We start from the raw sequence: 13,207 nt of genomic DNA, 5'->3' as shown, positions 1-13,207 counted from the left end.
GGTCAGACCTTTCAGGGAATCAACAAGTTTAAACCCATCGATATTATGTGGAGATACGACCCAGTCCGAAAAATCCATGCCTTCTTCAGCGAAATAAGGCCCATGCACAACGGAGCCTGACCCATTCTGAAAAGTAAACTCAAGCAATTTCGGAAACGGCTTGGCAGGGCAACTAAAAATCATGTCCTTACCTCCTGGATTACCACATAAACCTGTACATCTTCTGTCGGGACCGTCTGCGCCTTGAATGTCAATTTGTTGGCCGCCTGTCCCGTGCAGGATATCCCAGCGGCAGAATACACCGCTTGGTCCGCAATAGTCGGCATTGGCTGAATTAACTGTTTACTCTCATCCGCAAGTACGCCCGGAACTGTAACAGTCTGGGTGTTGTTGGACCAGGCGGAGAGGGGGAGGGTAACCAGGGTGGATTTTGGTCTGATTTCCGTTTTTACATCTTCCATCGTAGGTAGGTAAGCGTCATTTTCTACAAGGCCAGTTCTAAGCGCACCTCCGACGTTATAAAAAACCACACCTCCGCAGTTTACCCGTTGAATAACGCCAGATTCTCCGGATACCGCATCAAACTCCCCTGGGTTTGCAAACATATATGCCGTATTATGATTACTAGAAATCCCGATCAGCGGTAACTTCTCAAGACCCAAAAAATCTCCATTCACAACTAACTGCACTCTGTGATCTGTACCTTCGTCTACCGGATCAGGGGACTCAACAACCTCCAGCACCAACTCCCCCGTCATGGTCCCTCCGCTCAACTGGAGATACCTCTGGTCGGCCTGTTCCTGTGTCATGCCAGATTGTGGCGCATCCTGTGGCACGGCGTTACCCCCGCTGTCAAAGCCGACCACCTGGCCCTGTGTACCAGTGAGTTTATCCTGCTTCTCATTTGCCAGGGCAGCGGCGGCGACGGGGAGGGCATCACTACCAGCCCCAACTGTCACGCCGGTATCACTAATAGTTTTCAGCGTGTCATTCACATTCTTCTTGATGCGGTCAATCTCGCTCTGTACGCTCATGCCGCACCTCCTCAGATGGCCGCAAGGGCTTCCTCAATGTCACTGGTCAAGCTCACGCTACCCCCGGAGGTGTACCCGGCAGGCACAGAATAGGAGGTCGTGGTCAGGCCGTCGATGGTACCGGAAACAGCGCCGTTATTCGCCATGGAGCCGGATACCAATGTGCCTTCCGCATCTACGATCTTCTTACCAGTCAGCACATCAGCCGCAGCAGCCGTTACTCCGCTTACGTCCTGATATGCGGCTGGAATGGCTCCAACGGTGACCTTAGACAGCACCTTTCCAGTAGTTGGCGCAATCGTCTGGGCGGACTCGCTGGGGGTTGCGGTCTTTTCCTCCAGCGTGATAGATACTGTTCCAGCTCCGTCATGGTGTCCGGACGGAATCGTATAGGATGGAGCCGCAACGGTCAGCGTTTGGGTAACTGCCCCATTATCTGGCATCGTACCTGTGACCTTGCTGCCGCCAACATAGGCAGTTTCCCCATCGAGGATTTGTCCAGCCTCTGCGGTGGCGTCTGTTGTGTCTACAAACTCCTCTGGGATAGCCCCTACGGTGACAGAGGAAAGCACCTTGCCCTCTGTTGCCTCCACAGTCTGCTCGGACTTTGTAGGCGTGACGGTTTTCGTCTCTGGGACAATCTGCACCTTACCAGTACCAGCATGGTACCCCTTTGGGATGGTGTATGATGGTTCCTCCGCTGTAAGGGTTTTATTTGCGGCCCCATTGTTTGGCATGGTGCCGGTAGAAACCTTACCCGTCTTATCTACAAATACCTTTCCAGTCAGCACGTCAGCCACAGTGGTGGTCACAGCAGACACATCCTGGTAACTATCGGGAATCGGAGCTACCGTCACATCAGACAGTCCGTAATAACCGGGGTCTGGAGTCACGTTCTGCTGAACCTTGGTAGGCGTAACACTCTTGCTCTGGAGGTTATAGTTTCCACCGCCAGCCACACCGGACACCGTGCCACTGCCGTTATGGTAGCCCTTCGGGATGGTGTATGTATCGCCCTCCTGGACTTGCGCCGATACAGCGCCCCGGTTTTCAATACCCTCGATCTCTGTCGCCAGCTTGTCCAATGTGTCAACGCTCGTGCCAATACCAAGCTCTACCGCTTTCGCACGGATCGTATTTCGTGCGGTTTGGATGCGGCTGATTTCAGTTGCTACGCTCATTTTTTACCACCTTTCAAATCGTCCCTAAAAGGATCTCGATATTTCCAACAGTATCCTGCACCGCCGCCGCAGTAATGGGAAGGGTGTTGTCCCCCTCGAAGTCGCTCACCGCATTTACAGAGAGTGTATTCGTTTCCCTGTCCAGCAGTAGGCCGTGGCCGATCCTATAGCCACCACCGCCGCCCTCTGGTAATGGTATATCTGATTCCTCATATTCCCCGGAATCCGGGTTAAAAATGAGCCATGTCCCGTTTGTGCCGGGTTTTGGCGGATTATTGTTAATGTCTGTCAGACGGTCCTCCATCTGCTCAAACTCGGAGGGCAGGGGCGGCGGGAATGCGTCTACCGCATTGATGCTATTAAACACCGTGGCATAAAACAGGTTGCTGTGCCGCACCTGGTCACCCAGAGTGCCCCGAACCTGCATGGCGTATGTACCGTCATCCGCCAGCATGGAGGCGGTAAGCAGAGCGCTGTACACTTCCCCATCTCGGGAAAGCTGGATGATGTTCTTCTGCCCATCCTTCTCCACGTCCACCTTCAGGTCCCACCCTTCCGGCAGGTCAGTGGATATTTCCAGAGACGTGACCTCATTATCACCCTCAAATCCAAGGGAAAAACCGGGCGGCGTACAGATATTCCAATCGGTCATGTAAATCATACGCCAACCTCCTGTGTCATAGCGGCCACCTTATCCAGAAGTGCGTCTATCTCTTCCCCACTATATTTACTGGTGTAATAGCTTGTGGGTGTTTCCTCCGCAAGCGCCTGTAACTCCATGGTAGAAATCCTCTGTTCCAGGGCGGATAGCCTCTCTTCTATTGTCATGGTATCTCACCTCACACGACGAATCTTCGGTCCAACTTGTCCAGAATAAAGCGGCCAGTGCGGTCCATTACGGGGCCAGATGCGGTTAATTTAGGGGCGGAATAATAAAGAATTACACAGCCTTTATATCCGTTTCCGCCATTTGAGCCCATACCTCCAGAGCCTCCAGCACCTTCCCAAGTATATCTATCTTCTGCGCCGGTACAGTTGCCACCACCGCCACCGCCGCCACCACCATGGCCTCCAGAACCTCCGAAGCCATAGATGGTTGCATTTTCCCCGTTTACAGGTGTTCCACCATCTCCGCCATCACCACCAGTTGCGTATGGTTGTGTGCTAACTCTTCCTATCGTTCCATCTTTTCCGTTTTCTCCAGCAGAGGCACCGCCACCGCCGCCACCAGATGCAACATATCCCTCATAGGTTTCTCCTCTTACCGTATCGCCAGGTGTATAGGTTACTCCCTTATATATTACATTCTCTGCTGTGGAATTGGCTCCGTCTCCATTTCCTCCGGGGATACCCGCCTCTCCTGGCTTTGCGTATGTAATGCCGCTGGTCTGTTCGTAAAATCCATTTTCGCTACGGCTTCCATTTAGTGACGACAACTCGCCAAATGTTGTATCGCCACCATCCGAGCCATTCGTCGGTGCTTCTCCCCCGTTCCCGCCAGTTCCTCCATTCCCTATATGGACTTGAAATGCATTCCCTGGAGAAACTGTAATATTATTTTGATATATCTTTCCTCCCGCTCCCGCTTCTCCTTTTACTCCCCCGGAGCCACCTTTGCCTCTTCCCTTCGTTCCAAATATTCCTCGCCCGCCATCTTCTCCTGGCGCTCCTCCACTGCCGCCGCTTCCGCCGCCAATTAAAACTACACGAAGCGAGGTCACGCCATCAGGAACGGTCCATGTAGTGTCCTCATCTATGAGTTCCATTGTATCGTAGTATTCGGCGCTTGCTTTCGGCGGCACAAATCCAACCAGCAGCGTTTCATCCGCTTTCAACGTGTTGGACAGGTTGATGTCAGCGGATTCCAGGCAGGCGGTGACTCCCGTTTTGTCATAAGGATGCCATGTCGCAACACGGTTACCCGGCACCTCTCCTTGGTATACAATAGGAGCCTGTATTGTTTCGGTCCATTGGAAATAATTAGCCAGCCGCTCCGCTACCGCCGTTGAATTTACCAGACTAACCAGTGTTGCGTCCTTCACCGTTTTAATGTTAGGCTCTGCCGCCTCAGATACATCCCTTACCACCTCTCTGGTATTATGGATATACGCCCGTCCTTTCAGCGTGCCAGAGCCGCCGGAAACCTTTGCGTAGTTGGCCCCGCTCTCCAAGATAGAGAAGCCATCAGCAACCAGCTCATACATCGGGCTGCTAAATGTGATAATATCCCCCTGCTGGGCAGTTCCTTCAAACAGCTTGGTTTCCTCTCCGCCCTCCGCATATTGGTGTTCTGTGACTACTACCTGGGTTACTGTGGAATTATACTTAACGGACGGTCCCTCGTACATCTGGTTCTGCGTCAGCTCACCGGATATCCCATCCCATAAGCTTTCTATGCGCAGCACCCCACCTAAATCAGTCTTTATCACGGCTCCTATGGCAAACAGTACCTGTGCCAAATTATCCCTGGGCGATGCAATGGGCAGCCACCCATACAGCTTGATTTCCTTCAGATTGCTTTTGATTTCATAGGGCACGGTCCCGCAGATACCTGGGAGGATTTCGGCAACTGTCTGACCCGTGTATATCCCGCCGTAGTGCTTTCCTTCAGCCAAAATGCCCAAGGCAGAAACAGCCGAAAAGGAGTATGTAGTAGCGCCAATCCGCTCGATGTTCTGCACATAGAAAATGCCGATCTGTTTTCCATTGTGCTCATAGATAACCGGGTCATTTCGTTTGAACTGTGTTAGTGTGGAATCGTCACTCTCCACGTCAAATTCCAGGGTGTTAATGGACAAAGAATCTCCCAACAGTGTACCGACCAAATAACAGTTTCCCTTTTTGATGTCATCTTCTTCCCCAAAGACATGATCCAGATATCTAATCTTGTTATTCCCCATCTCATGTCCTTTCCGGGCTCTTAGCCACAAACTTGATGGTTAATCCTGTCCAATAATTTTTTCCGCCAGACTGACGCAGCAGGTTGTCGCTCCCTTCCGTGACATACGCCTGGAAAGTTAGCGTACTCTGTCCGTATGGGAAGGTGACAGAGTGGAAGCTAGTCGGAGCGGAGAGGACTTCATAGAGCTGGTCGTACTCCTCAAGGCTCGCCCCCTCCCGCTCAATCTGTAGTTGATAGTTGTAGAACGTCCCGATGATATCCCGTTCCATGGTCCCGGACAGGAGCCGTCCGGCGTTTTTCCCGTCCAGGACCTGGAAGCTCCGTGTCAGCCCTCCTGCCGGGACCCGAACCTTATAGGAAACTCCGTCTACAGTAAACAGACCCGCCATCAGAACACACCTCCGCTTACCAGGGACGGGCCCTTTCTGGCGCTCTCAACACTGATTTTTGGTTCCAAAATTCTAGCAAGCTGTGCGAGCGACCCGTCAAAAGTTATGTTGACCGCCGTTTCTCCCCCAACTCCTCCCATCTCGGAGATGGCCTCCATAAATGCCTGTTTCATCGTCGCCAAAGGCGTTTCGATGTTCGTTCCGCTACGCTGATCTCCAAGCACCGCCAGAAACTCACTATTAGGAGAGATTACAGCGCCAGAGGCTAAGTGGGGGATGCTAGATAACTCAGTAGATGAGTAACCAGAGATTGACCGACCACCAGAACTTATAGAGGCTGTTGCTTTATTGGCTCTATTAGTTGCAGAGTTAACAGCTGCTACAATGGCGGTAATTCCGGCAGCAATCGCAATGGCCGCAACTCCCATTGTTAAAGCGGACTGTAATGCGCCGACCGCAATGGCCGCAACAGCGGCGGCAGTAACGAGCAGTCCCAATACAGATATGACTTTTTCAAGACCTGACATATCTTTCCAAGCACCCGCAATATCCAAGATCAAAGTCAAAAACACGCCAAAAATAAAGGTGAGTGACACAACTTGAAAATTAAGCTTGGATAGTGCAGAAATCACAGACGCCAATTTCCATGCAGCGATAAAGGCGACGACCAGCTCTGTCAAATCCACAAGCACTTGGGGATTTTCAGACAGGAATGTAAAAAGATCGGACAATAGGGATAGTAATACAGGAAGTGCGTCTTCAATGACCCAAGACAAGAAAGGAAGCACAGTATTACTCCAAAAGTCGGATACAAGTGCCGCAATCACCTGAATTAATGGGGCTGTGCTCTCTAAAAGGCTCCTGATTCCGTTCATAAGAGGGCTAATATCGAGTGTCTTTGTCCATTCTAGTGTTGCCGCTGTGATTCGTTCAAAAAATCCAAGTACGATTTTTACAATATCCAAAATCGCACTCCAGATAGCCACTCCGTTGTTATTTTCTTCCCACGCCTCTCTGATCCGGTTTGCCAGATTTCCAACAATCTCGAAGATGTTTCGAATAATGTCTAGGATCGTATTGCATATTTCAACCCCGCTTCCATCATTCCAGGCTTCCCGGAAAGACTGCCCGACACTGATGATCAGCTTCCAAATCGAATTGAGCATATAGAACAGGGCGTCCAATACCGCCTGCCCGGTCCCGCTGTTCCATGCGGCCGTAAAGGCGGAGGCGATATCCCCTACGATGCCCAAAATGACTTGTAGGCCCTGCTGAATGAGATTCAGAAAGTCAAGGCCCTGCCCTCCTGTCCAAACCTGCATAAAGGAAGCGCCGATTGCGGAAAGCAGCTCGCCAATGGAAGACAGAGCGTCTCGAAAAGCCTGCAGAGTGGTTGCGCCGTACTGCTCCCAGCTATCTTGAAATACCTTCCAAAAATCCTTTAACCATTGGGGCAGTTCCACCTTGGAGAAATCTGTGTCAAATTTTGGCCCGGACACGGTACTCCCGCTGCCAGCCTCCTCTTTTCCGATCCTTTCAACGGTATCAAAGGAGGCCAGATATTTTTCCGCCTTCTTTGCCTCTTTTCCAACTTCCTCAGTGGCGTTGGCCTGGTCATACAGAGCGTCGGCGTTCTCCTGCGCCTGCTGGGCCGTTGTGCCGAAGACGTAGGCGATAAAGGCCGCCATCTGTGCCGTGACACGCTCCAAACCTTCCATCAGCGTGTTTAGAGCTGGCATAACTGTGTCATAGATTGGCTGAAATGCTGTTAGCAAATTGCTTTTAATGCCGGATAGAGCGTCAGAAAACCGCTGGTTTGCAGTCAGATATTTCCCGATTTGCTGCGTCAGCGCCGTTAGCCCCCGGCTGATGATATTAAAAAACAGGGCTCCGGCCACGATAGATTTTAGGCGTGTGGAAAATCGTTGTGCCGATTTTCCGGCCTTATCAAAGCCCTTTTCCCGGCCAAGAGCAGTTATTTTTTCTTTCAGCCATCCGGCTGCCTGTCCGGCTTTTTTGGCTGCTCCTGTCACTCCACTGCCCAACTGTTTCGCAAAAGATTTCAAACGGGTTCCCGCTTTGGCAAAGCCTCCCGTGGTCTGTGCGCTCAAGTCGGATATCTGGCTCTTTGTGCTTGCGGCGGCAGCTTGTAGCTCCTCCAGCCTTTTTTTTGCCGCTCTTAAACTCTCCTCAAGACGTTTTGCGTCCTCGGACGCCGACGGGTTCACCCGAAGCCGCTCCAGCTTCCGGCTCAACTCATCCACATTGGCATCCGCCTGGGCCAGCCGCTGGGTGATCTCGCTCAATTCCTTTTCCCGACCTGGGTCCACCTTTCCATATGCCTGCCGGTCAAATTCAGCCATGGTGTTGATCTTCTGAAACTCAGCATCAAGCCTGGCGGCCTCCGCCTGGGCCTTTTTCAGATCCCGCTCCATCTGGCTCACCCCTTTCGGGGCCGTTTTTCCAGCGGACAATTGGTCGTATTGCTCTTTCAGCTTTCTGACAGCGGCGGCCTGCTTGTCCACCTGTTCTGTCTGTTTGACCAACTTCTCCTGAAGCTTTTTAAGTTGTTTTTCCGCCGGGGTAGTGTCAGCTTCCGCCTTGATGCGTACACTGCCATCATATCTATCTGCCATTGGTCCTCACCTCGTTCTGGCAGTTCATTTTATCTTGGAGAAAAACTCGTCTATCGCTTCCTGCTCGCTCTCAGAATAATGGACTGGCGGTGTCAGCAGCCTTTTGGCCCGCTCTGTATCCCGCTTCTGCTTTCCCTTCATTTTGGAGGTGTCCGTTCCACGGAGCTGGATGGCATTTGATAGGGAAGAATCTTCATCCACACAATCCAGCATGGACATAAACTCAAACCAATGTAGATTCTCCCTGTGCAATTTCACCCCAAACGTTTTTTGGAACGAAGCGCATATTCTGGCGTGGTCAAAGTCGAACCAGAACCGTTGTGAGGAGGTAGTCGCCGGAACATCCTCCCGCTTTGGCTGTCCACATTGTAAAAACCACGCAATACCATCCATTGCTGTTTGGAGGGGAGGCTGTCCATTTCCAAACAGAAGATAAACAGCCTCCGTAACACGTTCCTCCTGGGTAAGCTCCTCGTCCTGCAGACAGAGAGCGATCTGTATCCCAATCCGGTAATCTGTGCGGATTAACCACCCTTGGTAACTATCTGGCAGCCTGTCCAGCAGGATATTAAAGGCTGGAGCCTGTGCGCTCTGCCCCATATTTCCCCATCCTTCTCATTCGGTCCTGCTTGTACTCCTCAAAGAACGGAAGCAGTGATCCAAAAAACTCCACAAACAAGTCCATGCTCGGAAGGATATCGCCAAATACCTTTCGGCAGGTGCCGTCCCCAAAAAGCTCGTCCACTTCCCGCTTTGTTTCCTTCTCCACCGCGACGACCTTTTCCACCGCCTCGATCTTTCCAGTAATATCTTCCGGAATTTCGCTCCCGATCTCCTTGGCCCGCTCCCCGATCCCATCCATCAGGCGGTAGAAGCGGACAACGAAGTTGTCATCGGCAACGGGGAGCGAGATAAACTCCCCATCGTCATTTACCTCGATCTTCTTTACACCGGAGGCGACTCTTATCTTGTTCTCCATCTAGTCTCCTCCTTACACAACGGCGGAATCAGCAGTAAATACCGGATCTCCGCTTGTAATCTTGACGGTACCAGGAATGGGATCTCCGATAAAATTCAAGGTGTACTCCTGAACAGGAGCCTCACCGCCAGCTCCACCATATGTGTCCACTTGAATGGATACCTTCTGTACCTCTGCCTTATAGGTGGCGCTTACGTCTTCTCCGGTCACGTCCCACAGGTCTACATTCAGAAGCCAGGAATTCGACTCCGCCAGAGTAGCCCGCTTGCGGCGAAGTTCTGTAACTAGTTCAAATACAGGATCTCCCTTAGTACACTGTTGACTGACTGGCATAGTCGGCTGATATCCCGTGATCTCTGTGGACGCAGAATCCGAAATAATATCTTGGCTGGTTTCAGACTGTGGATTGTACTCAGTCGACGCTTCTGTCACGTTAACCCCGATACGGGACCATTCGGCATCCTCATATGTTGCGGATTTTGATGTATCCAAAAAATGTGCGATCAGAGGTCGTTTGATTTTTTCGGTTGCCATACCAAATTCTCCTTTTTAAATAAAAATCCCCGCCACCTCATATTGAGATAGCGGGAACTTTGATGGGATAAAGGGGTCACAGAAAATCTTTCATAACTTTTTTCTTTCGAATAAAACAACACCCTCCGTATTTAGCGGAGGGTGTTTCATCATTTTTTCATGGCATCTGCAATGGCTTCTGCCTGTTTTCTCATATCATATTCTTTATTGTGCTGTATTTCACTCATTATGACTCCCTTAAGTTGCACCGGATGATCTACCCCATGAAATACATGTTCTCCAGAAGAAGTTGTGATTCGAATTGTGCCATATCCGAGCATCTTTCCAAATATATTTTCCTCAACCACCACATTATTCACTTTGTTTAAAGGTGAGTCCATGGAGTTGATTTTTAAAAGGCCGGTCTTCCCAAATACCCGTTTTGTTGTAACACAAAGAATGTCAAATTTCTCTTTCAGTATCTGGTCCAAAACACACATTGCAAGCGCCGCCAGAAAACAGAGCCAAATAAAGACTTTGGGGAAAGCCCCACCCTCCATAAACAGTATAAGGATTGCTAAAAGGAAACATGGCAAAATTAAAACTAGGAGCGGGACCAGCCTTTTTCTGCTGATAACTGCCTTTTGAATCATCTGCTCATCCTGATCAAGATATTCCATGCCCTGTTCCTCCTTTTGGAAAATCATAACATACATCCAAAAGAATTACAACATTTATCAAAATTTCCGCTATCTCAATATGAAGTTGTCGAGGTGCAAATAGGTTTTTACTGGACTTCGTAAGTCATGGACATCAGGATCTGATGGTCCTCGCTCATGTCCTGGTATCGTCCAAACAGGGAGGAGCGGGAGTTACATACCAAGTCCTTCACTGTTTTTCCCTGGCCCAGATCAATGGTTTCTGTCTGCTGGGTCAGCCAATCCGCCATCCGGTTCAAGCTCTCGTCGGCTTTCAGCCTCCCGTCTGTCCCGTCAGGTTGCAGACGGTAGATGATCTTGAACTGGTATTCCGCCAGGTAGGACCCGTTGATATACTCCTCCACCTTATAGGCTCCCTGTATCACAGACAGCGCCATACCTGGCTCGTCCGGGTCCAGAGATTCAAATTCGATTTTATCCACTGGCTTTTGCGGATATCGGTTCAAGCATTGGAGGACAGCTCTGGATACCTTGTCCTGTTCCTCTCCAGAAACGGGGCTTTTCCTTTTATTTCCGGTTAAGCTCATCTTTCACCGCCTTATCCGCCACATCAATCCATCTCTTCAGGTTTTGTGCCTTAGAAGCCTCAAACCAATGGCTTTGTGCCATAACGTGCATGGCTTGGTTAAACACCAGATCCTTGTCCGTCTTGACCTTGCTCTTGCCCTTCGTGGCGTAACTGCTCCCGGTTTCCGGGTCCACCATCAATTTTCCGTAGTAGAGATATCTGGCGTATGGACCTGGATAGATTACAGTTCCTTCTTCCACCCTTGTCCGGGTAGACAATGAGCCTGTCAAAGCAGGTACAAAGGGCGTTGTATCCTTTTTGATTTGCAGCGCCAGGATGTGCTCCGCTCTGCTGGCTGGCTCTGCCAGAACGTCAGACGGGATGTCAACTTGAATATCAAACTTGACCATCAGGCTCCACCCACTTCCCAGTGGGACATTTCGCCGCCGAAGTCCTTCTCATCTACCTTTGTTACACGGTACACATCATCGTTTTCTCTGTTGATGGTCTGAAAGTCATTGCCTGGCTTTAAAATCCTGCCTTTCGCAAAAAAGCATTTGTTTCCAGGCTCCAGAGTCCAGAGCTCATCTTTATTTTCTGACTCCATGTACTCTTTCGGCCCAACATAACGCTTCTTTTTTCCACTCATTCCATCCAGAGCAGAAACAGAGAAAGGGATATATAAATTTACGGCATCCGCTCCCTCGATACCGCTCGTCCTGACATTAACTCCTTTCGAAGCGTCTAGCAGAACTCCTTGCAGAAGCGTGATATTGGAGGTAATGTGATATTCGCTGTCCTCGGAAATGTTATAGAGCGTCACAGTATGGGGGAACATATCCACATCCGCACCCCCTCCCTCTGTACAGGAGGCCGGTAGCCCCTAAATATTGCTGGGCGATAGCCCCAAGGGAGGCTTGCGCCGCCTGGGCGGAGGACAGGGCCTGTTGTGCGCTGTCCCCGCCGCTTCGGTAGGTCTTGGACCAGCTTCCAACGCTCTGGCTTTGCAGTTCTCCCTCGGATGTCACGGAGGCGGACAGAGCCTTTTGCGCCAGCGCTTGGGCGGCATCAATGGCCTGATACTGCTCCGCAACGGCGCAACAGGCCATTTTCAGCGCATCAAGGCCAGCATTACGGGCCGCTCGGCCCTGCGTGTAGTAATCCAGGAAGGAGCTTGCGCGCAGGGACAGGCGGGGAAAGTCGGCCTCCTGAATGGCTGTCCCCAGGTATGTAGTTATGTAATACCTATAGTCTGCGTAAGCCATTACAGAGCCTTCTTTCAGGTTGATTTCGTGACGGTAACGGTGTAAACCTTCTGCGCCGCCCCGTTTTTCACCGTGATAGTAACTGTGTTTGCCCCCTCCGCCCAGGTAGCCGCCGCGCCATTGCTTACGGGCGTTTCGCCATTCAAGATGGTTACTGTCGCCTCGTCATCCTCTGGCGTTGCGGTGATGGTGTTGGTAGCGTTTGTCGTGTTGGCTGTATACTCCGTCGCATCTGGGTCAAACGACGGAGTTAGTGTCAGCGCGCCAATCGTCAGCCCCGAGAGGCGCGCGCTTAACCCCCCGCTGGCTCGTAGACAGCAAAAGGGAAGGCGTTCTCCAGCCCCGCATTATAGGCGTTGATGGGATTGGGGATCTCCCAGCCCAGCCGCATGACGGCACGGAGAGCCACCATGTCATTCTGCATCAGGTTATAAAGGATGTTTCCGGTAGTGGGGTCCTGCACCACACCGCTGTCAAAGATCTTGAAGGTCATATCCTGCCGGATGGCATAGACCAACTGGCTCCAGTCACCCACAATGGCCAGGGATTCCTCCGGGTCAAAAGCGCCGTTGACAGGGAAGTACATAGACATACCATCCAGCGCGTAGCGGGTGTCACCCTGCATGTCGGTCTTGAAAATGGGCTGACCGTTCTTGTCCACCAGGCCGCGCAGCTTGGCCCGCATCTGGATAGCAGCCATCACGCCGTTGGGGATATAACCGCTCTCCTCCACTTTGGCGATCACACCGCCCTCACCCATGATGTCCTTGAAAATATCGCTGGTAGCAGTCACAACAGCGTTTGCAGTAGTAGCCGAAGGAACCAAGCCCTCACGCCAGGAGGTGGGCTTGTCCGTGCCGTACAGGATGGCGGTGTCGATGACCTTACCGAATGCTTCCTGGAGACGGGGGCGTACTTCACCCCAGATGTCGTAGTTGCTGTCATCCAGCACTGCCTCTGGGATGGGGACGATGACAGCGATCTCCTCGGCGTAGATTTTCTTCTTGTCCCACGCCATGTTGGTGGTCTTTTTGAGGGATGCCTTGGAGTCAGACGCTCCAGTCGTAGCCTCGCCGTTCAC

General features: G+C 51.4%; 18 protein-coding genes. All 18 read right to left on the bottom strand.

Annotation, left to right across the window (positions count from 1 at the left end; all coding sequences use genetic code 11):
- Window positions 1–183: hypothetical protein (locus ACEVJK_RS14205; protein WP_374740887.1), on the bottom strand; the 183-nt coding region annotated here is incomplete at its 3' end.
- The gene (locus ACEVJK_RS14200; protein ID WP_262669352.1) at window positions 180–1,034 is read right to left on the bottom strand and encodes a hypothetical protein; all 855 of its coding nucleotides are present in this window, start codon (window positions 1,032–1,034) and stop codon (window positions 180–182) included. The genes ACEVJK_RS14200 and ACEVJK_RS14205, both read right to left, overlap by 4 nt.
- Window positions 1,035–1,045: 11 nt before the next feature.
- A complete protein-coding gene (locus tag ACEVJK_RS14195; protein WP_374740886.1) occupies window positions 1,046–2,215 on the bottom strand; it encodes a hypothetical protein in 1,170 nt (389 codons plus the stop codon).
- A gap of 13 nt (window positions 2,216–2,228) precedes the next feature.
- On the bottom strand, window positions 2,229–2,876 hold the full coding sequence (locus ACEVJK_RS14190; RefSeq protein WP_262669354.1) for a hypothetical protein: 648 nt from the start codon (window positions 2,874–2,876) through the stop codon (window positions 2,229–2,231).
- Window positions 2,873–3,043, bottom strand: coding sequence for a hypothetical protein (locus ACEVJK_RS14185; RefSeq protein WP_186853525.1), 171 nt, complete (start codon window positions 3,041–3,043; stop codon window positions 2,873–2,875). Before ACEVJK_RS14185 ends, ACEVJK_RS14190 begins: the two co-directional genes overlap by 4 nt.
- 11 nt (window positions 3,044–3,054) lie before the next feature.
- A complete protein-coding gene (locus tag ACEVJK_RS14180; RefSeq protein ID WP_374740885.1) occupies window positions 3,055–5,115 on the bottom strand; it encodes a hypothetical protein in 2,061 nt (686 codons plus the stop codon).
- A 1-nt stretch (window position 5,116) separates the two neighbouring features.
- The gene (locus ACEVJK_RS14175; protein WP_374740884.1) at window positions 5,117–5,506 is read right to left on the bottom strand and encodes a hypothetical protein; all 390 of its coding nucleotides are present in this window, start codon (window positions 5,504–5,506) and stop codon (window positions 5,117–5,119) included.
- Complete coding sequence (locus ACEVJK_RS14170; protein ID WP_374740883.1) at window positions 5,506–8,031, bottom strand: hypothetical protein; 2,526 nt, start codon at window positions 8,029–8,031, stop codon at window positions 5,506–5,508. The genes ACEVJK_RS14175 and ACEVJK_RS14170 overlap by 1 nt, the downstream gene beginning before the upstream one ends.
- 135 nt (window positions 8,032–8,166) lie before the next feature.
- Entirely contained in the window at window positions 8,167–8,742 is a 576-nt protein-coding gene (locus ACEVJK_RS14165; protein ID WP_186853467.1) for a Gp15 family bacteriophage protein, read from the bottom strand.
- Window positions 8,711–9,121 carry a hypothetical protein gene (locus ACEVJK_RS14160; RefSeq protein ID WP_374740882.1) on the bottom strand — a complete coding sequence of 137 codons (411 nt, stop codon included), beginning with the start codon at window positions 9,119–9,121 and terminating at the stop codon, window positions 8,711–8,713. Before ACEVJK_RS14160 ends, ACEVJK_RS14165 begins: the two co-directional genes overlap by 32 nt.
- A gap of 12 nt (window positions 9,122–9,133) precedes the next feature.
- Entirely contained in the window at window positions 9,134–9,655 is a 522-nt protein-coding gene (locus ACEVJK_RS14155) for a hypothetical protein (RefSeq protein ID WP_186853465.1), read from the bottom strand.
- 149 nt (window positions 9,656–9,804) lie between these two features.
- Window positions 9,805–10,314, bottom strand: coding sequence for a PH domain-containing protein (locus tag ACEVJK_RS14150; protein ID WP_374740881.1), 510 nt, complete (start codon window positions 10,312–10,314; stop codon window positions 9,805–9,807).
- 107 nt (window positions 10,315–10,421) lie between these two features.
- On the bottom strand, window positions 10,422–10,880 hold the full coding sequence (locus ACEVJK_RS14145) for a hypothetical protein (protein ID WP_374740880.1): 459 nt from the start codon (window positions 10,878–10,880) through the stop codon (window positions 10,422–10,424).
- Window positions 10,861–11,271 carry a minor capsid protein gene (locus ACEVJK_RS14140; RefSeq protein WP_374740879.1) on the bottom strand — a complete coding sequence of 137 codons (411 nt, stop codon included), beginning with the start codon at window positions 11,269–11,271 and terminating at the stop codon, window positions 10,861–10,863. Before ACEVJK_RS14140 ends, ACEVJK_RS14145 begins: the two co-directional genes overlap by 20 nt.
- Entirely contained in the window at window positions 11,271–11,705 is a 435-nt protein-coding gene (locus ACEVJK_RS14135) for a hypothetical protein (protein WP_186853461.1), read from the bottom strand. The genes ACEVJK_RS14140 and ACEVJK_RS14135 overlap by 1 nt, the downstream gene beginning before the upstream one ends.
- The gene (locus ACEVJK_RS14130; RefSeq protein WP_374740878.1) at window positions 11,671–12,126 is read right to left on the bottom strand and encodes a hypothetical protein; all 456 of its coding nucleotides are present in this window, start codon (window positions 12,124–12,126) and stop codon (window positions 11,671–11,673) included. Before ACEVJK_RS14130 ends, ACEVJK_RS14135 begins: the two co-directional genes overlap by 35 nt.
- A gap of 14 nt (window positions 12,127–12,140) precedes the next feature.
- Window positions 12,141–12,386 (bottom strand): cadherin-like beta sandwich domain-containing protein, encoded by a 246-nt coding sequence (locus tag ACEVJK_RS14125; RefSeq protein ID WP_262670529.1) that lies wholly within the window; start codon window positions 12,384–12,386, stop codon window positions 12,141–12,143.
- A 32-nt stretch (window positions 12,387–12,418) separates the two neighbouring features.
- A partial coding sequence (locus tag ACEVJK_RS14120) for a phage major capsid protein (protein ID WP_374740877.1) occupies window positions 12,419–13,207 on the bottom strand: 789 nt, incomplete at its 5' end.

The organism is Flintibacter sp. P01028 (genome assembly GCF_041925235.1).
Classification (GTDB): Bacteria; Bacillota; Clostridia; order Oscillospirales; family Oscillospiraceae; genus Lawsonibacter; species Lawsonibacter aceti.
Note: the sequence above shows the minus strand (reverse complement) of the source record. Positions and strands in the feature narration are given on the sequence as shown.

Bases quoted from the DNA above. Each gene is read 5' to 3' on its own strand.
- ACEVJK_RS14200 (WP_262669352.1), bottom strand. From the start codon at position 1,034: ATGAGCGTACAGAGCGAGATTGACCGCATCAAGAAGAATGTGAATGAC.
- ACEVJK_RS14195 (WP_374740886.1), bottom strand. From the start codon at position 2,215: ATGAGCGTAGCAACTGAAATCAGCCGCATCCAAACCGCACGAAATACG.
- ACEVJK_RS14190 (WP_262669354.1), bottom strand. From the start codon at position 2,876: ATGATTTACATGACCGATTGGAATATCTGTACGCCGCCCGGTTTTTCC.
- ACEVJK_RS14185 (WP_186853525.1), bottom strand. From the start codon at position 3,043: ATGACAATAGAAGAGAGGCTATCCGCCCTGGAACAGAGGATTTCTACC.
- ACEVJK_RS14180 (WP_374740885.1), bottom strand. From the start codon at position 5,115: ATGGGGAATAACAAGATTAGATATCTGGATCATGTCTTTGGGGAAGAA.
- ACEVJK_RS14175 (WP_374740884.1), bottom strand. From the start codon at position 5,506: ATGGCGGGTCTGTTTACTGTAGACGGAGTTTCCTATAAGGTTCGGGTC.
- ACEVJK_RS14165 (WP_186853467.1), bottom strand. From the start codon at position 8,742: ATGGGGCAGAGCGCACAGGCTCCAGCCTTTAATATCCTGCTGGACAGG.
- ACEVJK_RS14160 (WP_374740882.1), bottom strand. From the start codon at position 9,121: ATGGAGAACAAGATAAGAGTCGCCTCCGGTGTAAAGAAGATCGAGGTA.
- ACEVJK_RS14155 (WP_186853465.1), bottom strand. From the start codon at position 9,655: ATGGCAACCGAAAAAATCAAACGACCTCTGATCGCACATTTTTTGGAT.
- ACEVJK_RS14150 (WP_374740881.1), bottom strand. From the start codon at position 10,314: ATGGAATATCTTGATCAGGATGAGCAGATGATTCAAAAGGCAGTTATC.
- ACEVJK_RS14145 (WP_374740880.1), bottom strand. From the start codon at position 10,880: ATGAGCTTAACCGGAAATAAAAGGAAAAGCCCCGTTTCTGGAGAGGAA.
- ACEVJK_RS14140 (WP_374740879.1), bottom strand. From the start codon at position 11,271: ATGGTCAAGTTTGATATTCAAGTTGACATCCCGTCTGACGTTCTGGCA.
- ACEVJK_RS14130 (WP_374740878.1), bottom strand. From the start codon at position 12,126: ATGGCTTACGCAGACTATAGGTATTACATAACTACATACCTGGGGACA.